The organism is Nocardia bhagyanarayanae (assembly GCF_006716565.1).
GTDB lineage: Bacteria > Actinomycetota > Actinomycetes > Mycobacteriales > Mycobacteriaceae > Nocardia > Nocardia bhagyanarayanae.
Window position 1 is genome coordinate 1,273,296 of sequence record NZ_VFPG01000002.1, and the last position, 25,791, is coordinate 1,299,086.

Here is a 25,791-nt window from a genome sequence, read left to right on the forward strand (position 1 = left end):
TGTGTGCGGGATCAGAAGAGCGAGGGAATCCGGGCGTCGATGAGGTGCGGGCCCGGTTCGGCCAGCGCCGCGCGGAACTGCTCGGAGAGTTCTTCGCAGGTGGTGGCGACCGTTGCGGGAACGCCGAAACCGCGGGCGATCGCGGCGAAATCCATGTCTGGGCGCGACAGGTCGAGCAGGTCGCCTGCCTTCGGGCCGACCTCGGTGGCGCCCACCCGGCCGAGTTCCATCCGCAGGATCGCGTAGGCGCGATTGTTGATGAGCACCGTGGTGATGTTCAGGTTCTCGCGCGCCATCGTCCACAGCGCGGAGATGGTGTAGACGGCGCTGCCATCGCTCTGCAGGGCGATCACCGGTCGCTCGGGAGCCGCCACAGCCGCACCCACCGCTACTGGCAGGCCCTGGCCGATGGCGCCACCGGTGAGGGACAGCACGTCGTGCCGCGGCGAACCCGCCGTGGCCGCCCCCAGGAAGACACCCGAGGTGTTCGACTCGTCGGAGACGATCGCGTTCTCCGGCAGCAACGCGCCGATGACCTGGACCCAATTACGCACATCCAGTGGGCCGGAAGGCAACTCGGGCAGCGACGCGACGGCGCCCCTTGGCGCGACATCGGCCGCCACCTCCGCGGCGAGGGCCTCCAGCGCGGCGACGATATCGGCTTCCGGCTCGGCGAGCCGGTGGACCTGCGCGCCCGCCGGTACCAGATCGCTCGGCTTGCCCGGGTAGGCGAAGAACGACACCGGCGGCCGGGTACCCGCCACGATGACATGCTCGGCGCCGTCGAGCTGGCCGGTGGCCTGTTCGGCCAGATAGCCGAGCCGGTCGATGGCCGGTACACCCGCGCCGCGGGTGAGCCGCGCGGGATGGGTCTCCACCAGCGGTCGCGCGCCGGTGGCGGCGGCGATTCGGTCGGCCGCGACGAGACCGCGCTCGGTGGTGGCGGCCCCGCCGATCAGCAGCACCGCCCGCTCGCCGCTGCGCAGGATCTTGGCGATCTCGGCGACGGTCGCCGGGTCCGGAGCGGCCGCCGGGACCGGTTCGACCGGCGCGGCGGGGCCACGGCCCTCACCCCAGGAGACGTCCGCGGGCAGCACCAAGGTCGCGATGCGCGGCGGAGTGGCCTGTGCCGCGGCGACGGTCTCGGCGGCGTCGCGCCCGATCCGGTCGGGGGAGCTGCCGCGGCGTGTCCAGCTGTGACTCCAGCCGGTGAGCGCCTCGATATCGGAATCCAGTGGCGCGTCGAATTGCTTGTGGCTATCGGCGTGCTCGCCGACCACATTGACGATCGGCACGTGCGCGCGCCGGGCATTGTGCAGATTCGCCAGACCGTTGGCCAGACCGGGGCCGAGGTGGAGCAGGGTGACGGCCGGTTTACCCGCGATCCGGGCGTAACCGTCGGCCGCGCCGGTGACCACCCCTTCGAACAGGCACAGCACCCCGCGAATCCGCGGCACCGAGTCCAGTGCGGCGACGAAATGCATCTCCGAGGTCCCGGGATTGCCGAAGCACACCTCGACACCGGCGTCGACGAGTGTGCTGATCAGCGCTTGCGCACCGTTGGTCATGGGACCGCCTTTCCACCGAGTATGACGCCGGGGTTGAGGATTCCGGCCGGGTCGAACACCTGCTTGATTCCCCGCATCAGGGCGAGCGCGACCGGGTCCGCCAAGGCAGTGAAGTGGGCGGTCTTGATCCGCCCGAGACCGTGTTCACCGGAGATCGCCCCGCCCAGGCCGGTGGCGAGGGCGAAGATGCGGTGCAGCAGCGCGTCGCGGGTGGTCTCCTCGCGGCAGTACACGGCCAGGTGCACATTGCCGTCACCAGCGTGGCCGCAGCCGATCAGCTGCGCGTCGACGGCGTGGGCCAGCGCGGTGGCGCCGTCGAAGAACTCGGGCATCGCCGCCCGCGGCACCACCACATCGAGGACCTCGTCGGCGCCGGACGCCTTGGCCGACCAGAACGCCTTCTCCCTGGCCTCGATCAGCAGCCGGGCCGAATAGCCTTCCAGCACATAGATATCCAGTGCGCCGAGGGCGTCGAGTAGTTCGCCGAGCAGGTCGATGCCGGTGTCGAGGGATGCACGTTCACGATCGTCCAGCCCGATCACCAAATACGCCTGTGCGGCCGCGCGGATCCCGGTACCGATGCCGAGCTCGAGATCCTGGGCCCGGGTCAGTGCCTCCAAGGTTCGGGTGTCGAGATATTCGAGGATGGTCGGCGCCACCCCGGTGCGCAGGACCGCGGGCACCGCCCGCATGACCGCGGTGAGATCGGCGAAGGCGGCCATGAGGGTGGCACTGTGGGCGGGCCGCGGGTACAGGCGGACGGTGATCTCGGTGGCCAGGGCAAGCGTGCCTTCCGAGCCCATGATCAGCTGCGTCAGGTCGTAACCGGTGGACACCTTGGTGAGTTTGCCGCCGGTCCGCACGAGTTCCCCCGAGGGCAGCGCGGCCTGCAGACCGAGCACATTGTGGCGGGTCACGCCGTAGCGCACCGCGCGCATGCCGCCGGCATTGGTCCCGACGGTGCCACCGACGCTGGCGGACAGTTCGCCGGGAAACACGGTGTACATCAACCCGTATGGGGCGACCGCCGCGTCGAGTTCGGCGAGCGTGACACCGGGCTGCACGACGGCCACCTGGTTGTCCACGTCGACCTCGAGGACGGTGGCCATGCGTTCGAACGAGATGACCAGGCCGTCCTCGACGGGCCGGCAGGCACCGGACAGACCGGTGCCCGAACCCCGTGCGGTCACCGGGACCCGCGCGGCCGCGGCCACGACGAGGAGTTCGGCGGTCTCCTCGGCCGTGGCCGGGCGGGCCAGATAGCGGGGCGCCACCGGCGCACCGGCGAGCGCTTCGTCGTGGTGGTAATCGGGCCCGATCCTGTCCTCGGTGACCACGTGCGCCGACCCGACGACAGCCGCGAACCGCTCGAGGACGTGCTGATCGGGCGTTGTTCCCGTGCGAGAGGTGGTGGTCAAGGGCGCACCGCTTTGGCGTCACGTGACGGTGCTGCGGCCCGGAGCTGATCCCGGTCGATATCGCGCTTGAGGATCTTCCCGGTCGTGCCCTTCGGCAGCTGCTCGACGAACTGGATGATGCGCGGAATCTTGTAGGCGGACAACCGTTCTCGCGTCCAGGTGTCGAGATCGGCGGCGGTGAGCACGGATCCGGACCGTGGTGTGACGACGGCGGCGACCTCTTCGCCGTAGTACTCGTCGGGGATACCGACCACGGCGGCCTCGACGACATCGGGATGGGCGTAGAGCACCTCTTCGACCTCGCTCGGATAAACGTTGTACCCGCCGCGAATGATCATGTCCTTGAGCCGGTCGACGATGCGCAGGTCGTGCTCGGCGTCGAATACGCCGAGGTCGCCGGTGCGGAACCAACCGTCGGCGGTGAGCGCGGCGGCCGTCGCGTCGGGACGGTTGCGGTAGCCCTTGAACACGGTGTCGCCGCGGACGAAGATCTCCCCGACCTCACCCGGCCCGCACACCGCACCGTCGGTGGTGCGGATCTGCATGTCCAGGCGCGGTACCACCCGGCCGACCGAGCCGATCTTGCCGCCGCGCTCGACGTCGTTGAACGCGCCGAAGGCGGTGGTCTCGGTGAGCCCGTAGCCCTCCAGGATGGTGCAGCCGAACTTCTCCTCGAAGGCGCGCGCCACCTCGCCGGGCAGGGATGCGCCGCCGGAGACGGCGACGCGCAGGGTCGCGAAGTCGGCGCTGTCGGCATCGTCTGCCGCGTGCAGCATGGCATTCCACATCGTCGGCACGCCGCACATCACCGTCAGCTTGTCGCGGCGCAGCAGGTCGATCAGTCCCTGCGGTGTGAACTTCGGGAGCAGCGACAGCGATCCGCCACCGGTGAAGGTTGCCATCATCACCGCGGCCTGCCCGAAGACGTGGAACAGCGGCAGGGCGGTGCCGGTGCGGTCCTCGCCGGAGGTGCCCGCGACCGCACAGCCGATCTGGCCCGCCGCGAGCAGATTGGCGACACCGAGTTCGGCGCCTTTGGGCCGCCCGGTGGTGCCCGAGGTGTACAGGATCGCCGCGGTCTCGGCCGGGTCGCGGTCGATTACCCAGGCCAGGGGAGTGCTGTCGGTGTCCGCGCCGGTGGTCAGGGTCAGGTGGATGATGCCCGCGCCGTCGGCGGCGCGCGAGACCGCGGGCCCGACCTCGTGCCAGCTGATCGCGAGCGTCGCGCCCGCGTCGGTGAGATAGTAGGCGGCCTCGGGCTCGGTGGACATGGTGTTGATGGGCACCACGGTCGCGCCGAGGGCCTGAATTCCCATGTACGCCACCACGAATTCCGGGCAGGACGGTGCGGCGAGTAGCACCCGGTCGCCCGCGCCGATGCCGTGCGCGGCCAGCAGTCCGGCGTAGCGCAGACTGCGCGCCAGCAGTTCGTCGTAGGACCAGGGGCCGCTCGACGTGTGGATCGCGACGCGCTCGGGGTGTGCCTCGGCGTGCTGAATGATCGGGTCGATCAGATTGGACATGGGGTGGCTGCCTTTCGAAACAGGCGATAGGGCGCAGCAGACGATGTGCCGGAGGTCACTGTAACCAGCGATGCATATTTAACACAACAGTTGTGATGTAAATGAGGGCGCGGGATCACGCGGCGTGCAACTCCTCGGCGGTGACGCCCTCGAGCGGCCGGTTCGTCGTCCGCGGCCCGAAGATCAGGATGACGATCGAGAACGCGACGAAGGCCACCGCCGCGGTGATCATCACGCCCGCACCGGCCCACGCGCCGTAAAGCGCCGCGCCGAGCACGCCCGACAGTGCGCCGCCGATGTTGCCGACGCTGATGATGATCCCGCTGCCCAGGCCGCGAGCCTCGGTGGGAATCGTCTCGGGGATGTAGGCGAAGTACGCGGTGATCACGAGTCCGGTCACCACGGCGGCGACGCCACCCGCGGACGTCACCAGCAGGCTGTCGGTGGCCAAGCCGAGGCCGGCCAGTGGCACGGCCGAGATGAGCGAGGAGGCCAGGATGAAGGTCTTGCGTTCGACCCGGTCGATCACCAGCCACGCCAGCAGCGGAGTGACGAAGTAGACGACGTTCCAGACGAGCTGGATCCGGTAGGCGTCGGCCTCGGCGATCGATAGGCCGTCGACCAGGACGTACATCGCCCAATTCTGGTACAGGTACAGGCCGAGGGTGGCGCCGAAGTAGCCGATCGAGAGCGCGACGATGGTGCGGATGATGCGCTTGTTGCCCAGGACTCTGCGCAGCGACACGTGCTGCGAGCCCTCGGCCACGGGGTCGGGCTCGGCGAGCGGACCGCGCCGCAGCGCACGGGTCTCGAGTTTCGCGACTATCTGCTCGGCCTTGCCGACCTGATCGCGTGAGATGTGCCAGCGCACCGATTCCGGCATGAGGAAGTGGGCCGCAGGCGCGATCAGCAACCCGATACCGCCGAGGATGAACAGGTGCCGCCAAGTGTCCGGCCCGCCGGCGGGGACGGTCACCAGGGCGAGCAGCGCGACGATCGGCGCGACGATCACGAACGCCGAGGTCACGATCGAGACGAAGCGGCCGCGGGTTGCCGCCGGGAACATCTCGACGATGTAGACCAGCAGTGCCGACATCGACGCTTGCACGCCGATGCCGGTGACCGTCCGTGAGGCGAGGATGGTCTCGAAGTTCGGGGCGAGGCCGGTGGCGATGACGCCGAGCGAGCACGTCGCCGTGCCCCACACCATGATCGAGCGCCTGCCGAACCGGTCGGCCAGACGTCCGCCGAACAGGCCGCCGATCACCATGCCGGCGAAGAAGGAGCTGCTGGCCAGGCCGACTTCGCCAACGGTCAGGCCCGCGTGTTCCACGATCGCCGGTGTGACGTAGGCGAACAGGGCGTTGTCGTAGTACCCGAGCCCGAGGTTCACGGTGAGCAGGGCGATCCACGCGATGTGCGGTGCCAGCACCGGCAAGCGGTCGAGGCGGGCGGGTATCTCCGCCGGGTTCATTTCGGAGGCGGGGCCGGCCTCGGAATCGAGCAGGGTCATGAGAGTGCCTTATCGATAAAGCAAGCTGTTAGTGACGGAGGTCACTCTAAGAGCTACGCTGTCTTTTGCACAACAGGTGTGATGTAAATTCTCGGCACACCAGCGCGACAGGTCCGAGCGGGCGATCGGCCCGATCCGGCGTTGACGGAAGGCAAGTGAGATGAAAACCAAGGGCGCGATTCTGTGGGGCGTGAACGAACCGTGGTCGGTCGAGGAGATCGAGGTGGGTGATCCTCGCGAAGGTGAGGTGCAAGTCGAGCTCGCCGCGTCGGGGCTGTGCCACTCCGACCATCACCTGTTCACCGGCGACTCGCAGGCGGAGTCGTATCCGGTGATCGGCGGACACGAAGGCGCGGGAGTGATCACCAAGGTCGGCCCCGGCGTGAAGGGGCTCGCAGAGGGCGACCACGTGGTGCTCTCCTTCATTCCGGCGTGCGGCATGTGCGAACCATGCTCGACCGGTCACCAGAACCTGTGCGACCTGGGTGCCGACCTGCTCACCGGGAAGTCCATCAGCGACGGCACGGCACGCGTCCGGGCGCGTGGCAAGGACGTGGTTCCCATGTGTCTGCTCGGCACCTTCGCGCCCTACGTGACCGTCCATCAATACTCGGTGGTCAAGATCGACGACCACATTCCGCTCGAAGCGGCGGCACTGGTCGGCTGCGGGGTGACCACGGGGTGGGGTTCGGTTACCAATGTCGCGCAGGTGCGACCGGGCGAGAACGTCGTAGTGGTCGGGATCGGCGGCGTCGGGATCAACGCGGTACAGGCCGCCGTCGCCTCCGGTGCCAAGAACATCATCGCCATCGATCCGGTCGCCTACCACCGCGATCAGGCGGAGAAGTTCGGTGCCACCCACACTTTCGCGTCGATGACCGACGCCATCGAGCCGGTGACGGAGTTGACCAGGGGCAAACTGGCCGAGAACGTCATCCTCACGATCGGCAAACTCCGCGGCGAGCACATCGAGCCCGCGCTGCTGATGACGGGCAAGGCGGGCCGGTGCGTGGTGGTCGGCATGGGCGATCAGGAAGAAGTCGACGTCAAACTCAGCCTGGCCCTGCTGGCTCTGTACCAGCAGACTCTGCACGGCGCGCTCTTCGGCGGGGCCAACCCACGCAAGGAGATTCCGTCGCTGTTGTCGATGTACGAGGCGGGCAAACTCGAGCTGAACTCGTTGATCACCAACACCTACCGGCTCGAGGACATCAACCAGGGCTACCAGGACATGCTCGACGGCAAGAACCTGCGTGGCGTGATCGAATACACGGAGGCGGATCGATGACCACCCTCGACTACACCAAGATCTACCTCGACGGCGCCTGGGTCGACTCCACGGGGGCGGGTCGGATCGAGGTCATCGATCCCACCACCGAATCGCCCATCGCGGCGGTGGCGGACGGCACCGCCGCGGACGTCGACCGCGCGGTGCGGGCCGCGCGAGCAGCCTTCCCGGCTTGGTCCGCGCGCAGCGGCGCCGAGCGCGCCGAGTACCTGCAGCGGGCGCACGAGGCGGTGCTGGCGCGCTCCGGCGAGCTCACCGCGCTGGTGTCCCGCGACATGGGAATGCCGGTGGCCTTCGCCGGGCCGGTGCAGATCGAAATGCCCGCGGGCAATCTCGCCGTCTTCGCCGAACTGGCACGCTCCTACGCCTTCGACGCGCAGGAGCTCGGCAACGCGCTGATCGTGCGGGAGCCGATCGGGGTGGTCGGGGCGATCACGCCGTGGAACTACCCGCTGCACCAGGTGGTGCTCAAGATCGGCGCCGCGCTCGCCGCGGGCTGCACGGTGGTGCTCAAGCCCACCGAGGTCGCCCCGCTGATCACCTACGAGCTGGTCGGCATTTTCGACGAGATCGGTTTGCCCCCCGGTGTTCTCAACCTTGTCAGCGGCTACGGGCCGGTGGTCGGCGAGGCGATCGCCGCGCACCCCGATATCGACATGGTGACCTTCACCGGGTCGACCCGGGCGGGCAAGCGGGTCGCGAAAGTGGCCGCGGAGACGGTGAAGAAGGTCGCGCTCGAATTGGGTGGCAAATCCGCCAACGTCATCCTCGACGACGCCGACCTCGAACAGGCCGTCACCGACGGCATCGGCAAATGCTTCCTGAACTCGGGCCAGACCTGCTCGGCCCTGACCAGGATGCTGGTGCCCCAGGACCGGATGGCCGAAGCCGCCGAGATCGCGGCGAAGGTGTCGGCCGAATACCGGGTCGGTGATCCGGCCGCCGAAACCACCCTGCTCGGTCCGCTGGTGAACGCGGACCAGCTCGCCCGCGTGCGCGCCTACATCGACAGCGGTGTCGTCGAGGGGGCGACGCTGATGCTCGACGGCCGCGAAACCGGCGAAGCCACCGGGTATTTCGTCGGCCCGACCGTGTTCGCCGATGTCACCGAGGAGATGACCATCTCGAGCGAGGAGATCTTCGGCCCGGTGCTGTCGATCATGGGCTACCGAGACGAGGAGGACGCGGTGCGGATCGCCAACAACTCCGACTACGGGCTGGCGGGCGGCGTGTGGTCCGGCGACCCCGGCCGGGCGTTGCGCGTCGCGCGGCGGATCCGGGCCGGGCAGGTCGAGGTGAACGGCGGCGAGTTCAACATCGGCGCACCGTTCGGCGGCTACAAGCAATCCGGCGTAGGCAGGGAAGGCGGCGCCTTCGGCCTCGAGGAATTCCTCGAGGTGAAGGCGATTCTCCGGTAGGGAGTGTGCCGGGGATCACACTGTAGCGTTCGCCTCACTTCTGCACAACGGTTGTGATGTGAATTCTGTGCCAGAATCGGGCCCATGGTGAAGCAGCCAGAACGCGCCGCCCGCCGGGGTCGGCCGACTGGAAACCACGAGGCCAAGCGGGCGGAGCTGTTGCGGGCGGCGACGGCGGTGATCGCCGAGGAAGGCTACGCCAAAGCCTCACTGCGCAAGGTGGCGCAACGGGCCGGCTACACGACCGGCGCGGTGACCTACTATTTCGCCAACAAGGACGAGTTGATCACCGCGCTGGTCGAGAGCCGTTTCGACCGCTACGACGCGATGCTCGAAGCGGCGAGGGAACAGGCCGACATCCCGGCGCTGATCGAGCGCTGGCTGGCCATGACGACCAGCGACTCGCAGCACTGGCCGGTGATGTCGGAGCTGCTCGTGCACGCGCGTGCCGAACCCGCCCTGGCCGAGTTGATCAGGAAGCGCTACGCGCAATACCGCGACACGCATGCCTCGATCATCGAGGCAGCGCAGGCTGGTGGCGCCATCCGCGACGATATCCCCGCCGAACTCCTCGGCGACCAGCTGGCCGCCATGGGCGACGGCTGGACCATGATGTACCCCTTCGAATCTGACCGGTTCACCCCGGCTCGCGCACAAGCGCTGGTCGACGCCGCGATCGAGCTGATCACCCCGGTGCCTGTCCGCTCACCTGGCGCCGACGATGCGTAAGGCCATCTCGGCGTACGCGGCGGCGATGTCTTCCGGCGACCAGTCGCCGTCGTCGCGGTACCAGCGGGCGATATCGATGCCGAGGGAGAGCAGGGCGACGGCCGCGATCCGCGCGTCGGGGATATCGAAGACGCCCGCATCGATGCCGCGCTGGACCAAGTCCCGTATCGCTTGATCGATCCGGTGGCGGATGCCACGGATCTCGGTCCGGTGCTCGGGGCTCAGCGAGTTCAGCTCGTAGTTCACGATCCGGGCACTGGTGTGCGCGCGGGCGTGGTGCACCGCGAAATCGTGGATCACGTTGCGTAGCGCGGTCGCTGGATCGCTGGACGATGCGGCGGCCTTCTGCACCAGTTCGAGTGTCGCGTCGTGCCCCGATCGGGAAATCAGGTAGAGCAGTTCCTCTTTGGATTTGTGATGCACATAGACCGCGGCCGGGCTCATGCCCGCGGCCGCGGCGATATCGCGGGTCGTGGTCCCGTTGAAGCCCTTGTCGGCGAACGCCGCGAGGGCGGCTTCGAGGAGCCGTGCGCGGGTGGCGTCACCGCGGGGTTCGGTTGTCTCGGTCATGGGACCGCCATTATCTCGTCTCGGTGGGGCGTCGCTGTTCACCGATTGTGTGATGTGTCCAACAGGAGGCCGAAGCTCGGCTCCTATTGACGGTGCCTGTGACCTGCTGCACGATACTCCCTAAGCAAGCGCTTAGTTACTAAGGAGATTCGATGCCGGAAGCTGTGATAGTCGCCGCTGCCCGTTCCCCGATCGGCCGCGCGGGCAAGGGGTCGCTCAAGGACATGCGTCCCGACGACCTGACCGTCCAGATGGTGCGCGCCGCACTGGCCCAGGTGCCGAACCTGGATCCGGCCCAGGTCGAGGACCTCGTGCTGGGCTGCGGGCAACCCGCGGGTGAGTCGGGCTTCAACATGGCAAGGGTCGTCGCGGTTCTGGCCGGACTCGACACGGTCCCCGGCACAACGGTCAACCGCTACTGTTCGTCGAGCCTGCAGAGCACCCGGATGGCGCTGCACGCCATCAAGGCGGGCGAGGGCGACGTGTTCATCTCGGCCGGCGTGGAGACGGTGAGCCGCTTCGGCAAGGGCAACGCCGACGGCCTGCCCGACACCCAGAACCCGATCTTCGCCGACGCGGTCGCCCGCACCGCCGAGCGCGCCGCCGGTGGCGCCGCGTCCTGGGCCGACCCGCGGCGCAACCGTGTGCTGCCCGATGTCTACATCGCCATGGGCCAGACCGCGGAGAACGTCGCCCAGCTCACCGGGATCACCCGCGCCGAGCAGGACGAATTCGGTGTTCGCTCGCAGAATCTGGCCGAAAAGGCCATCGCCAACGGTTTCTGGGCCACCGACATCACCCCGGTGACGCTGCCCGACGGCACGGTGGTCAGCGCCGACGACGGCCCGCGCCCCGGTGTCACCCTGGAGGCGGTGAGCCAGCTGAAGCCGGTGTTCCGGCCCGACGGCACCGTCACGGCGGGTAACTGCTGCGCCCTCAACGACGGCGCGGCGGCCCTGGTGATCATGTCCGACACCAAGGCGAAGGAATTGGGCCTGACCCCGCTCGCGCGAATCGTCAGCACCGGCGTTTCCGGGCTGTCGCCGGAGATCATGGGTCTCGGTCCGATCGAGGCGTCGAAGCAGGCGCTGAGCCGTGCGGGTCTCACCATCGACGACATCGACTTGGTCGAGATCAACGAGGCCTTCGCCGTGCAGGTGATCGGCTCGGCCCGCGAACTCGGCATCCCCGAGGACAAGCTCAACATCAACGGCGGCGCGATCGCGGTGGGTCATCCGTTCGGCATGACCGGCGCCCGGATCACCTCCACCCTGATCAACTCACTTCGCTTCCACGACAAGCAGTTCGGGTTGGAGACGATGTGCGTCGGCGGCGGCCAGGGTATGGCGATGGTGCTGGAGCGTCTGTCGTGACCGGCCGTTTCGCGGGCAAGACCGCGATCGTCACCGGCGCCAGCCGCGGCATCGGCCTGGGCATCGCGCAGCGATTGGTGGACGACGGTGCGAAGGTCGTCGTCACCGCCCGCAAACAGGACGCCCTCGACGCGGCGGTCGAGCAGCTCGGCGGGCCCGAGCATGCCCTCGGTGTCGCCGGGCGTGCCGACGACACCGAGCACCAGGCCGACGCCGTCGAGCGAGCGATCGCGACCTTCGGCAGTGCCGACCTGCTGGTCAACAACACCGGCATCAACCCGGTTTACGGCCCGATGATCGACATGGATCTGGCGGCGGCCCGCAAGATCATCGAGGTCAACTGCCTTGCCGCGCTGTCGTGGACGCAGGAAGTGCACAAGGCCTGGATGGCCGAGCACGGTGGCGCGGTGGTCAACGTGTCGTCGGTGGCGGGGATTCGCCCCGCGCCCGGGATCGGCTTCTACGGCGCGAGCAAGGCGATGCTCACCTACATCACCCAGGAACTGGCCGTCGAGCTCGGCCCGCAGCTACGGGTCAACGCGGTCGCCCCGGCCGTGGTGAAGACGAAGTTCGCCACCGCCCTCTACGAGGGCCGCGAACAGCAGCTCGCCGAGACCTACCCGCTCAAGCGGCTCGGCGTGCCCGAGGACATCGCGGGCGCGGTGGCGTTCCTGCTCTCCGACGACGCTGCCTGGATCACCGGTCAGCTACTGGTCCTCGACGGCGGCGTCACGCTGACCGGCGGCGTCTGACAACAACATTCGACTCCAGGAGATACCTATGAGCACCCCGACCAAGACCGCGATCGTCACCGGCGCGGCGCGCGGCATCGGCGCGGGCGTCGCCCGCCGGCTCGCCGCCGACGGTCTGGCCGTCGCCGTGATCGATCTCGACGAGGTGGCCTGTAAGCCGGTCGTCGAGCAGATCCAGGCGGCGGGCGGCCGCGCGATCGCCGTCGGCGCCGACGTATCCGACGAGGCCGCCGTCACCGCGGCCGTCGAGCGGGTCACCGCCGAGCTCGGCGCCCCGACCGTGCTGGTCAACAACGCGGGCGTCATCCGCGACAACCTGCTGTTCCGGATGACCGCCGACGACTGGGACACCGTGATGAACGTGCACCTGCGCGGGTCGTTCCTGATGACGCGCGCGGTCCAGAAGTACATGACCGAGGCGGGTTTCGGTCGCATCGTCAACCTGTCGAGCACCTCGGCCCTCGGCAACCGCGGCCAGGCCAATTACGCGGCGGCCAAGGCGGGTCTGCAGGGCTTCACCAAGACCCTTGCCCTCGAGCTCGGCAAGTTCGGCGTCACCGCCAATGCCATCGCGCCCGGCTTCATCGAGACCGAGATGACCGCCGCCACCGCGGCGCGTGTCGGTGTCGAGTTCGAGGCTTTCAAGTCCGCCGCCGCGGCCGAGATCCCGGTCGCGCGAACCGGTGTGCCCGACGACATCGCGCACGCCGTCTCGTTCTTCGTCAGCGAAGGCGCCGGTTTCGTTTCCGGTCAGGTGCTCTACGTCGCGGGAGGGCCGAAGGCATGAGGACTTTCCATGGCGTCGCCGAACTCGAGGCCGCCGTCGGCTCCCATCTCGGATACTCCGAGTGGCACACCGTCACCCAGTCGCAGATCGACGCCTTCGCCGACGCGACCGGTGACCACCAGTGGATCCACATCGATGCCGAGAAGGCGGCCAACGGCCCGTTCGGCACGACCATCGCACACGGATACCTGACCCTGTCGCTGGTGCCGCTGCTGGTCGCGCAGGTCTACCGGGTCGAGGGCGTCGCGATGATGATCAACTACGGCGCCAACAAGTTGCGCTTCCCGGCCCCGGCGCCGGTGGACTCGAAGGTGCGCGCCGGGGTCGAGCTGGTCTCGGTCGCGGCGAGCGCGGCCGGGCACCTGGTCACCGCCAAGGTCACCATCGAGCGCGAGGGCGGTGATAAACCGGTCTGCGTGGTGGAGTCGTTGACCCTCGTTGTGGGCTGACGGAGATCCGGACCGACTCCGGGGAGAAGCAGGTTCCACAGGCGGCGGCTGCGGGCCTCGGCCCGCAGCCCGGCCAGGACCGGAACCGAATCCTGCTCGCGGCCCGAAGCTGCGTCACCTGCCGCCGAGGCGTTCGAGCTCGGATACCAGCCCTCCCACCGAGGACACGACACCCCGGCCCAATGCTGCGGACCCGACATCAGATTGATTCATCGTCAAGCACTCGGCCACGGCCGACAACGACGCCATCTCCTCGGCACCGAGGACTTCACGCTGATCCGACACGGAAACCATCATCCTCGATCCCTGAGTTGGGCTGGTGCCGGTCCGGGGCGTATTCCAGACGACTCCGCAGCACCTAACATCGACACCCGACCTCCCAGCAGCCGGTACTGTCGATGCCACAGGCACAGGGGGTGGCATGTCGGTGTTGTGGATGGTCGTCGGCCTCGTCGTATTCGGCGTGGTTCTCGACCGGCTGCTCGGGCTGGCAGAAGCCCGTGGCTGGGTCGGCTCTCGGGGCAAGTTCGGCTCTGGCGGGGCCGCAGGCCTTTTCGGGGAGTTGCAGGCGTTGTTCGCCCCATCGAGTCAGCACACGCAGCAGGAGATACGCAGCCGCGAGACACGGGGCCAGCAGCTCGACAGCGCCGCTGACCCGCTGGGCGTCGACCTCGACAACGGCATCGTGCGACTGCGCGGTGAAACCCGTGAACACCCCCAGCGCGAAGCCGGCCACACTGCCAGAGGACGGGCCGACCGAACAGTTCAGGACATAGCCACATTCACACATTCCGCCGCCGAGACGTCGGTGACGCCCAGTAGCTTCACGGGCGTGATCTTCGACGCAGAACAACGCGCGCATATGGATGCCTTTGTCGAGGTGGTCGCCACCGACCCCGCTCGGGCGCGGGCAAGTTTGTCCGACATTCTCGACAACACCGACCCCGACTGGTGGAACAGCGCCGAACAGGTCGTCCAGGAAGCCCTGCGCCTGGACGGATTGCTGTATTTCGACTGGCGAGACAATGCCCAGGAAATCGCCGATTACCTGGAAGATCTGCCGGGCTTTCCCGAGGCGATGGGCTGGGACTGGTACGACTGGAGCAGGCTCGCGAACTGGGATCCGGACGACCGCCACGGTTTCCTGCGGCAACTGGGTGATCGCGCCGCCGACCATGGTGTGGCGGTGATCGGTGTCCTCGTCGACGGAGACGGGCTCACCCTCGGGTTTGTGCCCAGCGATCGGCTCGGGCGGTTCACCACGGCAGCACAGGCAGCCGGGATCCGAACCTTCGTCTACCGCACAGGCTCACCTGTGGCTTGAGCAGGCGCGCCACCGACCACGACGGATCGGAACGGACTGCGGCTGCGGCGGGTACTCCACCGGTATCCGGATCGGCCGGGGCGTCCAATGATGTGCGGCGCGGCCGGCTAGACGGTCGGCCCGCAGGGAAACTCTTCCACCAGGTGCTCCGGCGGATCGCCCGCCGCAGTCTGCCGATTGGGTCATCGAGCAGATGACGCTATGAGCTCGGATCGCTGTCGTCGAGGCGTGTCATGGCAGGGGCGTCGTCGGCGTCTCGGCGGAAGCCGGGTTGGACCGGGCAGCGGTCGGGTCTGGGTCGCCGATCGGTGGTGCGGTGTCGGCTGGTCAGGTGTTGGCGCGAGCGCTGGTCGGGCCTGCGTTGCGGGCGGCGGCGGGCAGGCTTCCGGGATCCATTCGTCCGGTTTGGGAGTACCACTTCGGGTGGAGTGCCAGCACGGGCGTTGTCAACGCGGGGAAGGGGTTTCGTCCTGCTCTGGTGCTCGAAGCCGCCCGCGTGGTCGGCGGCCGCGTGCAGGATGGGCTGCCTGCCCCGCTACGACAAGCTTGCGACCACCTACCGTGCCGGATTCGTCCTGGCCCTCATTGTCGAATGCTCAAATTGCCGGCAGACACGACCTAGACCACCCACCCCACCGCATCTCCACACAACACCCACGGAGCCCCCACGACCGCGAGCTATCGTGAGTCGTCATGATCAAGATCCGCCCAATCCCCGCGGCGCTTCTCTATATTCTCGGTTCAATCCTCCTCGGCCCCACCATCTTCCTGGCCGGCTACCTCATCACCCCCGCAAACGGCGACTTCTGCGACGTAGGAGCCCATGGCTCCCGTGAACAACGCGACCGCGACTACACCCTGATCGACACAATCCAAACCACCGGCGCAATGGTCATGCTCCTGCTCGGCGCGCTCGCGCTCGCCTACCTGTGGCTCAACCGCCGAAGAGTAGGCCCGCTCCCCATGGCAGTGCTCAGCGCCGGGATCCTGATCATCGCGTCCGGCTACCTCCTGATCCTGAGCGCCGCGCAAAACGGACACCCGACCTGCTGACCGCAGTGCACCCCGACTCGATCCCCCGGAAAAAGGTTGCGGCGCCCCCTTCCCTCATCGTCGCATTGCTCAAATCCTTGGAGACACGACCTAGTCGGGCGCTTTCACCTCCGGCGGGCTGATCGGCGGCGGGGGACGAGGTACGCCATCCGGATCGGCCAGCGATAGATTCCCGGTCCGGGTTCGCCGACGGCCTCGATCAGCGCCATGTCGGGGTCGCCGTCGACGCCGATCTCGACAACACGAACACGCTCACCCCGCCGGGTCCGAACCGGACGAGGTCACCGCTGTTGAACTCCACGGTCGGTGACCGTAGCCGCTGGTACCGACAGGTCGGTATGTGCTCGCGATACGCTGAGTCTTGTGGCCGTGCTCGCCCCGATGCTGGCTACCGCCGGACGACCACCTGAAGATGTAGATCGGTGGGCGATCGAGATGAAATGGGACGGCATGCGAACCATTTGCGGGACCCGCGGGAATGCGTGGAACTTTTCAGCCGCAGCCGCAACCACGTCACCACGTGCTTCCCCCGAACTCGGACCCGCACTCTCCGAGTTGGCCGGTAGCCGAGATCTGATCCTGGACGGGGAGATCGTGCCCCCGACCCGGCGACCAAAGCGCCCTCGTTCGCCCGCCTCCAGCAGCGCATAGCCGGCTGTTCGACCTCCAGAACTGAGAGATCGTCGAAGAATTGGCCTTCGAGGAACATCCCCACCGACAGGCCCTCGTTCGTCGTGCCTCCGATGATTGGACAGCCTTGATACTCCGAGGTGCGGAAGGTGGAGCGACTCAGGAGGTTTCGATTACCTGACGAAGTCGACGCTGCACGAACAGCGCGGTCGGACGTCGTCCACCTGCCGGATTCCACGCTATAGCTGCGATTTGATCAGTACACCCGGGCTACCAGAAGGAGTGAAAATCATGAGTGAAGAGCCGAATATCGACTGGGACGCCCCCGCCACCGGCCATGACTACGCGGTCTTCCCGGACGGGCGTGTGCCGGTGTACGTGATCCTCACGATCGGCGGCGAGGCCCACTGTGTGACGCCCTGGCACACCTACAAGGTGCCGCTCATCTTGTCGGCCGTCGAGATGGGCCGGGACGTCGATATTCCCGCCGGCGAGGTCGTCGGCCGCGAGTTCACCGCGGCAGGTGGACGTGGCGAGCCACTGCACGACTTCCGGCTCGTGCACGACCCGCGCTTGTAGCTCGATGGACCGGGTCCACGGGGGGATGCTCATTTGCATTGAGCTCCAACGCGAAGGTCGAGCGATATGGATGTCTGCTTGGCCGTGGTGGGCAGCGTCGTTGCCGGGGGAGAACTACATTCTTGGGCGTCATCCGGCCTGCCCGCGGGCTAGAGGTCAAGGTGGTGTCGAGGCTGCCGAGCACGGTCGATCCGGGATGGCGCTGCGGAAGCGGTTGCGTGCGACGAGTATTTCGGCGGTGAGCGGGGGCGAGGGCAGTCTGCGGATCGCGATTCGGCGGTGAATTCCCCCTCGCCGCTGGTCTTGCTAGTCCAGTCAGCTGGCCCCGGCCCGGCCGCGTTGTTCGGCTTCGAGTTGCTCGGCGAGTGCGGCGCGTTCGCGTTGATGCCGGGCCAGCAGGTCGGCGCTGTAGGCGCCCCAAGCGGCGTCCTCGGCGGCCGTCATGGGAATATCGCCGAATTCGGCTGTCGGATGGGCGTTGAGGAATTGGCGGTACAGCTCGCCCATCTCCCGGCTGTGCCGGCGGTTGAGCGCGATCCGTCGCGGGTCCATACCTCACCTATTCTCGAGTGCTCGGAGTGCCCCCTCAACACCTAGAGATGCCCGCCACCTTACCCACCGACTTCCTATCCGGCGGCAAAGGCGCTCCTTGGCCGCCGGTTTGTGCTGGTGCAGTCAGCTGGCCGACTGCTCGACTCGGGCCCACGCGAAGTGCTCGGCCAGCGGGCCGTACCGATGAATGTTGTATTGATCCGTAGTCGATACGGCTGGATACACCGGCGGCGGTGAGCCCGTGCTGAACCGTACCAGCACGGGATGAAACACATGAAACCAAAGACGCACGATCGCAGCGTATTTCGAGCCCCACCGCTGGGTGAGCTCATCCAGCGCCCTGTCTCCTCGTGGACCTCTCGCACCACGGCGTCGGTCACTGTCTCACCTGCTTCCAGTCCTCCGCCGGGGATGGAGTACAGGTTGTTGTCCGTGCGGTGAATCATCAAGATCCGGCCACGGGCGTCCAGGACGACGGCGCTCACGGCGACTTTGATGCTGTTGGCGCTCGGAGCTGTCGGATCGTTCAGATAGTCAGTTCGCCCCATGATCACCACCTTTCACCGATGCTTTCGACCATACGTGCTCCAAACTCGTCATATACGTCTCGAAGAGGTCGCCCGCTGGCAGCTGGCGAAGGTGAAGTGCGGGCGCATGCGCGCCAGGCATTCCGTACACGTGCGCGTTGACGATCATCTCGTCGTCGAACCGGAAGATCGAGTTATACAGAGTCGTGTCGTGGTAACGCAGGTCCACGCCGTCGAGGCTCGTGAGCGGCTCGACGAGTGCCAGCGCGTTATTGATACGCGAGGATTCGGTGCCCGCGGCGAGCCGTTCCTCGGCGCTACGTTTGTCGGCTTCCGGCTCAGGACGACCGAACAGCAATCGAACCTCGAGCCCTTCTCGCGTCCTCGCGCGGACGGTTCGAGCGAACTCAGGTTCCTCCGCGAGGAATAGACCTGCGAGCACGAGGATGTCGAGTTGCTCGGTGGTGGACGCCATGAGCCGACGCCACAGCTCTGACGGAATGGCGCTTCGGTGCGCGTAAACCTTGAGCACCTCTGATTCCGCGTCCTCGACCTTGCGGTCCGGCGCAAGGGCGTCCGGCCACAGGTAGTTCTCCGTCTCGCGGACCATGGCCGCGAGTGCATGGCGATGGCGCGGATAGGGCGTGCGGCCCTGGGTGATCCACCGCTCGACCGTTTTCGGCTCTACGCCAACGGTTTCGGCTACCTGCGGGATAGCGAGACCGTTGCGGAGCAGTGCGTCGCGAAGGCGTTCGTTCGCCATGTCTTCCTCCAGGGACGACTAGAGACGACTTCAAAGTTGCAGCAGACGTCTGCCGAAGTTCACCTATGCGGTGCTCGTGCAGCCGGATTTTCGAAAAGTGGGGAATTGCACGGAATTTCCCACATTCGAAGGGAGGCGAGAGCCCATGGACAAGGCCACAGCGGAGGCGCGGAACCTCATCAGCCTGAAGACCGCGGCTGCGTTGGTCGACGTGGGCGCAAAGACGACGTGGAACTGGATCGCCGCAGGTGTACTGCGGGAACGCGCATGCTGCGGGTCGAGCGCGATGAGCTGCTGTCGCTGATCCGGCCGGCCAGCGTTCTCGAAGATGGGGGCGGCATGAGCACCCAGGTCAAGAGGACGTTGCGGGAGCGGAGGTCGGATCGTCCGGTCAAGGACTGCGACACGATGCAGAGCAAGTTCGACCGCTTGATCGCCCCGGACAGGCTGCTGAGCCCGAGGAGCGATAAGCAGTGAGGCGGCCTCGGACGTTCTTCCTGGCGATCCCAGCCGCTGTGGCAGTCGGCTACCTCCTGCTCACCGCGAGCTCGTGACCGAACTCGATTACAGGCGCCTCCGGCGCCACGACCTCCGATACATCGGATTGACCTGGTTCGCCGACTCCAGGTACCGCTAACAGGTTGCAGCGCATCGCCGGGCACGTCGACCCGCGCATCACGCAGCGCTATCTTCACCTGGCCATCAAGGCGCTACGAGATGTCGATGAGATGCGCAACGCTTTGCATCGGCTACTTTCGTATCCGAAAGCGCGTTGTGGGAGCGGTTCTCGCGTTCGCGAAGATGACTACGCGGTCACCTTCCTTCCATACAGTCGTTGGGATCGACTCGCGCCCTGGCTGCCGAACGCGGCGAGGACGAGATCAAGCTACCGCCGCGCGGATAGCCGAGCACCGTGGAAGTTGAATGCGGCAAAACCCTGCTCTGCGGTGCCAAGGAGCCTCCGGATCAAGGCATGCTCCACGAACGGCACTTCCATGACCGACCAGGTGAGGCAGAAGCCACCCCGTGTGACCAGCCGATTAGCCCTCCAGACGCACACTGTTGTAATCTCTTCAAGCGCCCCAAGCGGGCGCACCACGGGCTGTGGCGCAGTTTGGTAGCGCACTTGACTGGGGGTCAAGTGGTCGCAGGTTCAAATCCTGTCAGCCCGACAACGAGAAAGCCCCTCTGACCAGCGTCGGAGGGGCTTTTCTCATGACCCAACCACCCGGAGTTGGGGACCAGATGGGGACCGCAGGTGGGCGGAGAGCAGCTTCCCGTCCCCGATCAACGCTTCGGTATCCGGGTGCAGGTACCGCTGAGTGATTCGCGGATCGGTGTGTCCGGCGATCTTCTGGAGCCGGTGCAACGGCACTCCGGCGTCGGCGAACCAGGTGAGTCCGGTATGGCGAAGATCGTGTCGGCGGAGATGATCGAACCCGAGCTTTGCGACCACTTCGTCCCAATGCGTCGCCCGCCGCAGCACGCCGGTGGAAATCCTGCCGCCACGCGGACCGACGAACAGCCGGGCAGCCGGATCGGAAATCCGATCCGGTCACAGCGGAATCCGCCGGCATCGTGCCACTCGCCTCCCAATGGGCTGCCGCACGAACTTCGCTCGCTTGCCTCGAAGACGATCTACCACACTATGCGAGCCGCAGCCCCGAACTGCCGTCGATCGTCCGTGACTCGCCGGTCCTCGTCGTGGTCAGCGCAGACGTGGTCGTTCTCGTCACTGGGAGCGAGGAAGTCACGAGCGAGGTTCAGGCAGTCGGGCATGGTCCATCCGGCGCGGATGACCATCGGGTTCCTCTCCGGCGTGCTATCGGAGCGACCTTCGGCCGCTTGGCCCTGGCTGTGGTGGCCCGCATTGTGATCCCGCGCCCCTCACACCTCAAGAGCGCCTACGGCGTCAGCTCCGCTGATCGGCATCCGCCGACTCTTGACCTGCGAGCCCTCTGCGCGTGACGGGCAGACCCTCGTGGGGCAGGCGGGCGGGTAGCCAGCCCCCGTTGAACGCAACCCACCACAGACCAGGACCAAGAACCTGCGGTCCTGAAGGAGAAGTCCCCGAATGACCGAGCGGTCGTCAGACCTCCGACTCGTCCGGGTCGTCGAGATGCGCGAAACTACCCACGATCGACTCCACGTGCGCGACGACTTCAGGCACCGCACCCAGGGCAATCTCACCGTTTCCGTTTGTGAACGTGAGTTCCAACGTAGGGCGTGGTGGTTGGTCCAAAATCACCCCCTCGGACCATCGGACCGTCTGGAAGCTGTCGTCGCCTACTTTTCGAATGATTCCCACTTTGGCAATCAAATCGAAGCTGTTCGGCTTGAGGACGGGCCACGGCTGAATCAGCATGATCGACAGACCTAGGTCGTCGGGTAGCTTGGGCAAGGTCGCCGATTGTGAAAATGTTCCTGCCGTGACCAGGCTCAGCTCGCGGTGTTTCGAAGGGTTGTTGATCGCGTGAAGCGCGGGCAGGACGCTCTCAACCCCGTTCGTTTGGTTGAACGGCTGTGCCGCGTGTAGCCGTTCGATCGCGGCGGGCCACGCCGTCGGGATTTTCTTCACCTGTTTGTCGAAGGCGGCCTGATCGACCGCGATCGGGAAGTAGACCTGGTTCGCTTGCTTCCCGTCCCGATCGCCACCTCCGGCGAGAAAGACCTGCCATGCCACGTAGTCCAGGGCGTCTCTCAATGCGCCAAACACATCTCCGGCAAGCAGGGACAGGTCGACGGCTGGTTCTTTCTGCATCCCAGCGAACCACGAGTACTTGGCCAACTCGTCGTCCTTGATCTCGATCCTGAGCAAGCCCCGGTCGTTCTCCCACGCGTGGTACGTGTCGAGAAGTTCCTGCGTGCGCCGCTTCGCGTGCGCGACCTTCTTGTTCGCGTCGGTCCAATCCATCATTGCCAAGCCTCACCACTCTCTCGTTGTCGAATGCGAATCCTTCTCGCTAATCCGTCAACACGCACGACGTTTTCGAGCACGAGTTAACGGATCGAACACGCAGGTGAGGAAGCAACAGAAGCCCCCATCATCGGTCACCGTCCGGATCGTACGAGCACGCTTGAGTCAGCCAAACGGGCCAGCGTTCCAACTAGCTCACCGAGGCAGCAGGGAGACAGCGAGCGCGTTGAGATCGGTTGGTATCCGATGGCGCTGGATGTCAGATATTCGCAGATCAGAGGTACTGCGAAGTATGAGCGACTGGGCCGGAACGACGTTCGGGACGAAGAGGTCTCGCACCAGGTTAGATCTCGTTCGTCAGGGACCGAACTCAGGGATGTAGGACCATGCGTGTCCAAAGGTCTGGTGGAGTGAAGCGCATTGCATGGTTGCCCGCGACGATGATCAGAGTGTCAAGCCCTTTCGGCAGCGTCAGGGGCTCGGTCGGCAGAGATGTGGGGTCCGGGAAGTCTTCTGACAACGACCGCATCATCGTGAAGCCGACGCCGGCGGGTGGAAGCACGAGAACACCACACCGCAGTCCGTCTTCACCGTCGAAGGAGGCGACCATTTTGGATGAGTCGCTATCAAGCCAATCTTGCACTCGGTCCCGCACTGCACGGTCCAGACTGTGCGGTCGACTGTGGCCGTATTGGAGGGCTGCTAGGAAAATGCCAGGACCGACTCCGGGAATTTCGGCCACGCTGCAACTCCCGCCGTGCACGAGCGCTGCGACCTGGCCGCCGAGGCGCCATCCAGCTGCGTAGTAGTCGTCGACGCCTTGGGCCTCGAGTTCGACCAGCAGTGGCCCAAGCTTGTCGGCAAGGCTTCGCACTGATGGGGCGCCGAGATACTGGGAGCGTTCTCCTGCGGCGGCGGAGCCGTCCAACGTCACAAACCACGTCTTCTCCAACTCACGAACCTCGATCAACAGGCCCGAGTCTGTCTGCTTCCGGTAGGCACCGCGCAGCCGTTCGAGATCTCGTGTCTTGAGCGCCTTCACCTCAACCGCGTTTAGAGGTGATCGGTAGTCGACGACCGGTCCCACCCGTTCGTTCTGGCAGACGCGTATGAGCTCCTCATCGTCTAGGAACGCGGCTGCTGCCAACTTGCCCAGATGCTCTTCGAAATCCTCTTTGGCGCATGACTTGTGGTCACAATTGCTCATGCCACACCGTGAAGTTGCACGCGATACCCCTCGTCCTCGGATTCCCTATTGCTGCAAGCGAATCTACGCCGAGTCTGTCGGGCGTGTGAGAGCATCCGCGCGATCCGGCGGTCGGCGTGCGACAGTCGGCCGTTGGTCGATACATCCTGGAATTACCACCGGTGGTGATCGGGTTCAACTTCGATGCTTTGGCTCTTAGCACTGGGGACCATCTGAGGACCACACGTCATACGTAGGAATGAACGGCGGCAGGTTTGATGGTGGTCGCTCCCGAGAATGCCGCGTGCGTGATGTGCGTAGACGGCCGGTCACCCTTCCCGGGGGTCAAGTGGTCGCAGGTTCAAATCCTGTCAGCCCGACACATAGAAGACCCCTCCGACCCAGGTCGGAGGGGTCTTCTGCTTATCAGATCGCCCGGCGACTTGGAGCCAATTCGGGGCTGGATCCGCCGCTGAGGTGCTGGGAGAGCTTCTCGCGTCCTCACCCGCCAGGGCGTATTGCGCGAGCGTGCGGAGAACATCGAAGTAGGGCTCTCCGGATGGAGAGAGCAAGCCACGCCACGGACCGACCTAGTGGGCCCTCGGGGTCTTCCGGGCGATGCCGGACGGTGGCGACGAGCCAGGGCTGATCAGTACGAACAGCTCAGCAGTGAATATTCTCCTGCCGCGTGGCCCTGCTGAACGGTGGACTGGGTTTTCCCCGCGCCCCTCACGCCTCGAGAGCACCTACGGCATCACTCCACGATCGCACCGCCGACTCATGACCACAGAGCCTCGGCGCGAGAAGGGGCCGACGGTGAAGCCAGTTTCCGGTGAGTGCACGCTACCGCCCAGAAGGCCGGCTCGGCTCGAATAGCATCGTGCGATGCGACCGCGCTGGCTCATCGATCTCCACGACGAGTTCCCCGGCTCCGCCATCGTCGCGGCCGCGCTCGGTGATGCCCTGATTGTCGAGCCGCACGACGTGATGATGGGGCGCTGGCCCGTCGTCCAAGAGGGTCGTACGGTCGTCGGATACGGGACGATGTCGACGATGACGCGCCTCCGCCGCGTGCCGCAGCTCGGAGAAGCGGTGTTCGACGACTACACGACGTTGCGGTGCTCGTCCTACTACCGACACGTGTACGACCTCCTCGGACGTACTGTCGTCCTCGTACCGTTCTCGGCGGTTCCCGGCTTACCGCTCCGGCGCATGTTCGACAGTGACCAGGTCTTCGTCCGGAGCGACACGAACTACAAGCTGTTTCCTGCGGGGGTTCATGAGATCGCGGAGCTGGGTCGCTGGCTCCAGTCCTACGACGAATATCGGAATGAGCTCGTCGTCGTGTCCGAGGTCGTGAACTTCGAGCGCGAGTACCGCTGCTTCTGCCGCAACGGCCGCTTCTTCTGCGGAAGCTCCTATCCGCTCGAGCCGTACCTTCCCGTCCCCGACCACGTACGTGACTTCGCGGAGACCGCGGCGGCGCGCCTGCTAACTCACGGCTTGACCATGGTCACCGTCGATGTCGGCGTCGGTACCGACGGCGCACTCCGCCTCGTCGAGCTCGGTGGCGTAAACAGCTGGGGCATTTATGGTTCGAACGTCGCGGACTTCATCGCCGCGATGGAAGCCGAGGCCCTCGCTCGCGCGGATGTGTGACACGTGTGCTTCCGCAGTTCGTCAACTTCAACGGACCGTGGTACAGGACTTGGGACCAACGTGGGACCACACGTTGTGAGTGCCCCGGCGGGACCAGCACTTTGGCAACGTCGATGGCGAAGGCGGATCGTGCGTGACGTGCGGAGACGCAGATCATTGATAGCAAGTCCACTTCGGTAGTGACGCTAGGAGCCTCCGCTTTGCGGGGGCTCTTTGCGTTGGTGGGGTTGTTGGCTGAGCTATCGAGTGCGGTTCCTGATCCCTCGGCTCATCGAGTCCGACCAGTCCGCGCCCGGCGCGGTGAGCGTGGTGAGCGATCCCCCGGGTGCCGGTCCCGCCGTCTGCGATTCGATGCTCTTGGCTCGCAGCGAGCTTGCGGTGGCTACACCCGTACTTGTTGCGCGGATATAAGCCCGGTGCTATATCAAATCTATGCCCGGAGAATTAGATTTCTGTCATGCCGAGCGTGCAAGGGTGCGATGGCCAACGCATGGTTCGCGCTGCTGGCAGTGGTTTTCCGGGTGGATGTGAATCACTGAAGGCACAGCGGTTCTGGAGGTACCTCGACACATGGCAGGCAACGTCGGCAGCGCCACTCTGATCAGAAACCAGGTTCACGACGCCACCGTCCCCGGCGGCCCGATGGCGCACCCAGCGGAAACGCATAGCGCCCGCATTCTTGCCGAGCGTCCCAGCGAATGGCATCCCGGGATGTTGTGGTGGGATGCGAGCACCGTGGTGGTGACGTATCCGGGTATCGACGGGCGTTGGGAAACTCGGAGGCATCTGGTGGTTCCGGCCGACGGGGGGCGTTTGGCTTTCCGGGTGCCGGTGCATTCGGCGGAGGCGCAACAGCTCTCGCGTGACCGTCGCGTCATCGTGCAGGCAGGCGACTGGCGCGGCAATCCGGCGATCGGGTCACGGCAGCATCAGGGCACCGTGGAACTTGCCTACGCTGGGCCGCTGTTCGAGAAGGTGCAGGCCGGTCTGCGCATCAAGTACGGGCTCATGCGGATGGGCATGGCGAATCTGGCGCGCAGGTTCGCCGCGGGAGCCACCCGCGACATCGTCGCGATCGTGACCATTCACCAGCACCCGCCCTTCAGGATGTGACCCACGCCCCTGGTTGGTCCATGGGGTAGTAGTACTTGCCGCCCATCCTGAAGTTCCAGATCCGCGCCGAATGCGGAATAGAAAGCTCCCGATGTGGCAG

Annotated in this window: 24 protein-coding genes and 1 tRNA gene; 14 read left to right on the forward strand and 11 right to left on the reverse strand. The window is 66.2% G+C overall.

What is annotated here, in order from left to right:
* Positions 1–11: 11 nt before the first annotated feature.
* From FB390_RS32485 to FB390_RS32500, 4 genes are all read right to left on the reverse strand, one after another.
* Positions 12–1,568 carry an acetolactate synthase large subunit gene (locus FB390_RS32485; RefSeq protein ID WP_141812969.1) on the reverse strand — a complete coding sequence of 519 codons (1,557 nt, stop codon included), beginning with the start codon at positions 1,566–1,568 and terminating at the stop codon, positions 12–14.
* A complete protein-coding gene (locus tag FB390_RS32490) occupies positions 1,565–2,986 on the reverse strand; it encodes an FAD-binding oxidoreductase (RefSeq protein WP_141812970.1) in 1,422 nt (473 codons plus the stop codon). Before FB390_RS32490 ends, FB390_RS32485 begins: the two co-directional genes overlap by 4 nt.
* Positions 2,983–4,509 carry a class I adenylate-forming enzyme family protein gene (locus tag FB390_RS32495; protein WP_141812971.1) on the reverse strand — a complete coding sequence of 509 codons (1,527 nt, stop codon included), beginning with the start codon at positions 4,507–4,509 and terminating at the stop codon, positions 2,983–2,985. The genes FB390_RS32490 and FB390_RS32495 overlap by 4 nt, the downstream gene beginning before the upstream one ends.
* Positions 4,510–4,624: 115 nt before the next feature.
* A complete protein-coding gene (locus tag FB390_RS32500) occupies positions 4,625–6,022 on the reverse strand; it encodes an MFS transporter (RefSeq protein WP_141812972.1) in 1,398 nt (465 codons plus the stop codon).
* Positions 6,023–6,182: 160 nt separating this feature from the next.
* On the opposite strand from FB390_RS32500, the gene FB390_RS32505 reads away from it, so the two are divergent.
* From FB390_RS32505 to FB390_RS32515, 3 genes are all read left to right on the forward strand, one after another.
* On the forward strand, positions 6,183–7,310 hold the full coding sequence (locus FB390_RS32505) for an NDMA-dependent alcohol dehydrogenase (RefSeq protein WP_141812973.1): 1,128 nt from the start codon (positions 6,183–6,185) through the stop codon (positions 7,308–7,310).
* Positions 7,307–8,728: an aldehyde dehydrogenase family protein gene (locus tag FB390_RS32510; RefSeq protein ID WP_141812974.1), complete on the forward strand. Its 1,422-nt coding sequence runs from the start codon at positions 7,307–7,309 to the stop codon at positions 8,726–8,728. The genes FB390_RS32505 and FB390_RS32510 overlap by 4 nt, the downstream gene beginning before the upstream one ends.
* An 84-nt stretch (positions 8,729–8,812) precedes the next feature.
* Positions 8,813–9,457: a TetR/AcrR family transcriptional regulator gene (locus FB390_RS32515; RefSeq protein ID WP_141812975.1), complete on the forward strand. Its 645-nt coding sequence runs from the start codon at positions 8,813–8,815 to the stop codon at positions 9,455–9,457.
* On the opposite strand, the gene FB390_RS32520 is transcribed toward FB390_RS32515, so the two are convergent.
* Positions 9,434–10,027 carry a TetR-type transcription factor C-terminal domain-containing protein gene (locus FB390_RS32520; RefSeq protein ID WP_141812976.1) on the reverse strand — a complete coding sequence of 198 codons (594 nt, stop codon included), beginning with the start codon at positions 10,025–10,027 and terminating at the stop codon, positions 9,434–9,436. The genes FB390_RS32515 and FB390_RS32520 overlap by 24 nt on opposite strands.
* 152 nt (positions 10,028–10,179) lie before the next feature.
* On the opposite strand from FB390_RS32520, the gene FB390_RS32525 reads away from it, so the two are divergent.
* From FB390_RS32525 to FB390_RS32555, 7 genes are all read left to right on the forward strand, one after another.
* Positions 10,180–11,400 (forward strand): acetyl-CoA C-acetyltransferase, encoded by a 1,221-nt coding sequence (locus FB390_RS32525; RefSeq protein WP_141812977.1) that lies wholly within the window; start codon positions 10,180–10,182, stop codon positions 11,398–11,400.
* Entirely contained in the window at positions 11,397–12,152 is a 756-nt protein-coding gene (locus tag FB390_RS32530; RefSeq protein ID WP_141812978.1) for an SDR family oxidoreductase, read from the forward strand. The genes FB390_RS32525 and FB390_RS32530 overlap by 4 nt, the downstream gene beginning before the upstream one ends.
* Positions 12,153–12,180: 28 nt before the next feature.
* Positions 12,181–12,939, forward strand: coding sequence for a 3-oxoacyl-ACP reductase FabG (gene fabG, locus FB390_RS32535; protein ID WP_141812979.1), 759 nt, complete (start codon positions 12,181–12,183; stop codon positions 12,937–12,939).
* Complete coding sequence (locus FB390_RS32540) at positions 12,936–13,388, forward strand: MaoC family dehydratase (protein ID WP_141812980.1); 453 nt, start codon at positions 12,936–12,938, stop codon at positions 13,386–13,388. The genes fabG and FB390_RS32540 overlap by 4 nt, the downstream gene beginning before the upstream one ends.
* A 421-nt stretch (positions 13,389–13,809) precedes the next feature.
* Positions 13,810–14,712 carry a DUF6630 family protein gene (locus tag FB390_RS32545; protein ID WP_141812981.1) on the forward strand — a complete coding sequence of 301 codons (903 nt, stop codon included), beginning with the start codon at positions 13,810–13,812 and terminating at the stop codon, positions 14,710–14,712.
* Between the two features lie 693 nt (positions 14,713–15,405).
* A complete protein-coding gene (locus FB390_RS32550; protein WP_141812982.1) occupies positions 15,406–15,765 on the forward strand; it encodes a hypothetical protein in 360 nt (119 codons plus the stop codon).
* 921 nt (positions 15,766–16,686) lie between these two features.
* Positions 16,687–16,974 carry a hypothetical protein gene (locus tag FB390_RS32555; RefSeq protein ID WP_141812983.1) on the forward strand — a complete coding sequence of 96 codons (288 nt, stop codon included), beginning with the start codon at positions 16,687–16,689 and terminating at the stop codon, positions 16,972–16,974.
* 315 nt (positions 16,975–17,289) lie between these two features.
* Here FB390_RS32555 and FB390_RS32560 read toward each other — a convergent pair whose 3' ends face one another.
* From FB390_RS32560 to FB390_RS32570, 3 genes are all read right to left on the reverse strand, one after another.
* Positions 17,290–17,526 carry a hypothetical protein gene (locus FB390_RS32560; RefSeq protein ID WP_141812984.1) on the reverse strand — a complete coding sequence of 79 codons (237 nt, stop codon included), beginning with the start codon at positions 17,524–17,526 and terminating at the stop codon, positions 17,290–17,292.
* A 74-nt stretch (positions 17,527–17,600) separates the two neighbouring features.
* Positions 17,601–18,074: an NUDIX hydrolase gene (locus FB390_RS32565; protein ID WP_141812985.1), complete on the reverse strand. Its 474-nt coding sequence runs from the start codon at positions 18,072–18,074 to the stop codon at positions 17,601–17,603.
* Entirely contained in the window at positions 18,061–18,816 is a 756-nt protein-coding gene (locus FB390_RS32570) for an XRE family transcriptional regulator (RefSeq protein ID WP_141812986.1), read from the reverse strand. Before FB390_RS32570 ends, FB390_RS32565 begins: the two co-directional genes overlap by 14 nt.
* A gap of 267 nt (positions 18,817–19,083) precedes the next feature.
* Here FB390_RS32570 and FB390_RS32575 point away from each other — a divergent pair, with 267 nt between their 5' ends.
* Both FB390_RS32575 and FB390_RS32580 read left to right on the forward strand, forming a co-directional pair.
* A complete protein-coding gene (locus FB390_RS32575) occupies positions 19,084–19,293 on the forward strand; it encodes a hypothetical protein (RefSeq protein WP_141812987.1) in 210 nt (69 codons plus the stop codon).
* Positions 19,294–19,914: 621 nt separating this feature from the next.
* Positions 19,915–19,988, forward strand: a tRNA-Pro gene (locus FB390_RS32580).
* Positions 19,989–20,029: 41 nt separating this feature from the next.
* On the opposite strand, the gene FB390_RS32585 is transcribed toward FB390_RS32580, so the two are convergent.
* The 3 genes from FB390_RS32585 to FB390_RS32595 form a co-directional block, all read right to left on the reverse strand.
* Positions 20,030–20,362 (reverse strand): tyrosine-type recombinase/integrase, encoded by a 333-nt coding sequence (locus tag FB390_RS32585; protein ID WP_221639471.1) that lies wholly within the window; start codon positions 20,360–20,362, stop codon positions 20,030–20,032.
* A 543-nt stretch (positions 20,363–20,905) separates the two neighbouring features.
* The gene (locus FB390_RS32590; RefSeq protein WP_141812988.1) at positions 20,906–21,733 is read right to left on the reverse strand and encodes a hypothetical protein; all 828 of its coding nucleotides are present in this window, start codon (positions 21,731–21,733) and stop codon (positions 20,906–20,908) included.
* 370 nt (positions 21,734–22,103) lie between these two features.
* Positions 22,104–22,940, reverse strand: coding sequence for a hypothetical protein (locus tag FB390_RS32595; protein WP_141812989.1), 837 nt, complete (start codon positions 22,938–22,940; stop codon positions 22,104–22,106).
* A 1,023-nt stretch (positions 22,941–23,963) separates the two neighbouring features.
* On the opposite strand from FB390_RS32595, the gene FB390_RS32600 reads away from it, so the two are divergent.
* A complete protein-coding gene (locus FB390_RS32600) occupies positions 23,964–24,578 on the forward strand; it encodes an ATP-grasp domain-containing protein (RefSeq protein WP_221639452.1) in 615 nt (204 codons plus the stop codon).
* 570 nt (positions 24,579–25,148) lie between these two features.
* On the forward strand, positions 25,149–25,691 hold the full coding sequence (locus tag FB390_RS32605) for a hypothetical protein (protein WP_246124531.1): 543 nt from the start codon (positions 25,149–25,151) through the stop codon (positions 25,689–25,691).
* The last annotated feature ends 100 nt before the right edge of the window (positions 25,692–25,791 follow it).

Coding starts and splice junctions, on each gene's coding strand:
- FB390_RS32495 (WP_141812971.1), bottom strand. CDS start 4,509: ATGTCCAATCTGATCGACCCGATCATTCAGCACGCCGAGGCACACCCC.
- FB390_RS32510 (WP_141812974.1), top strand. CDS start 7,307: ATGACCACCCTCGACTACACCAAGATCTACCTCGACGGCGCCTGGGTC.
- FB390_RS32555 (WP_141812983.1), top strand. CDS start 16,687: ATGAGTGAAGAGCCGAATATCGACTGGGACGCCCCCGCCACCGGCCAT.
- FB390_RS32500 (WP_141812972.1), bottom strand. CDS start 6,022: ATGACCCTGCTCGATTCCGAGGCCGGCCCCGCCTCCGAAATGAACCCG.
- FB390_RS32505 (WP_141812973.1), top strand. CDS start 6,183: ATGAAAACCAAGGGCGCGATTCTGTGGGGCGTGAACGAACCGTGGTCG.
- FB390_RS32540 (WP_141812980.1), top strand. CDS start 12,936: ATGAGGACTTTCCATGGCGTCGCCGAACTCGAGGCCGCCGTCGGCTCC.
- FB390_RS32600 (WP_221639452.1), top strand. CDS start 23,964: ATGTCGACGATGACGCGCCTCCGCCGCGTGCCGCAGCTCGGAGAAGCG.
- FB390_RS32525 (WP_141812977.1), top strand. CDS start 10,180: ATGCCGGAAGCTGTGATAGTCGCCGCTGCCCGTTCCCCGATCGGCCGC.
- fabG (WP_141812979.1), top strand. CDS start 12,181: ATGAGCACCCCGACCAAGACCGCGATCGTCACCGGCGCGGCGCGCGGC.
- FB390_RS32520 (WP_141812976.1), bottom strand. CDS start 10,027: ATGACCGAGACAACCGAACCCCGCGGTGACGCCACCCGCGCACGGCTC.
- FB390_RS32560 (WP_141812984.1), bottom strand. CDS start 17,526: ATGGACCCGCGACGGATCGCGCTCAACCGCCGGCACAGCCGGGAGATG.
- FB390_RS32515 (WP_141812975.1), top strand. CDS start 8,813: ATGGTGAAGCAGCCAGAACGCGCCGCCCGCCGGGGTCGGCCGACTGGA.
- FB390_RS32590 (WP_141812988.1), bottom strand. CDS start 21,733: ATGATGGATTGGACCGACGCGAACAAGAAGGTCGCGCACGCGAAGCGG.
- FB390_RS32545 (WP_141812981.1), top strand. CDS start 13,810: ATGTCGGTGTTGTGGATGGTCGTCGGCCTCGTCGTATTCGGCGTGGTT.
- FB390_RS32595 (WP_141812989.1), bottom strand. CDS start 22,940: ATGAGCAATTGTGACCACAAGTCATGCGCCAAAGAGGATTTCGAAGAG.
- FB390_RS32570 (WP_141812986.1), bottom strand. CDS start 18,816: ATGGCGAACGAACGCCTTCGCGACGCACTGCTCCGCAACGGTCTCGCT.
- FB390_RS32575 (WP_141812987.1), top strand. CDS start 19,084: ATGCTGCGGGTCGAGCGCGATGAGCTGCTGTCGCTGATCCGGCCGGCC.
- FB390_RS32565 (WP_141812985.1), bottom strand. CDS start 18,074: ATGGGGCGAACTGACTATCTGAACGATCCGACAGCTCCGAGCGCCAAC.
- FB390_RS32485 (WP_141812969.1), bottom strand. CDS start 1,568: ATGACCAACGGTGCGCAAGCGCTGATCAGCACACTCGTCGACGCCGGT.
- FB390_RS32605 (WP_246124531.1), top strand. CDS start 25,149: ATGGCAGGCAACGTCGGCAGCGCCACTCTGATCAGAAACCAGGTTCAC.
- FB390_RS32550 (WP_141812982.1), top strand. CDS start 15,406: ATGATCAAGATCCGCCCAATCCCCGCGGCGCTTCTCTATATTCTCGGT.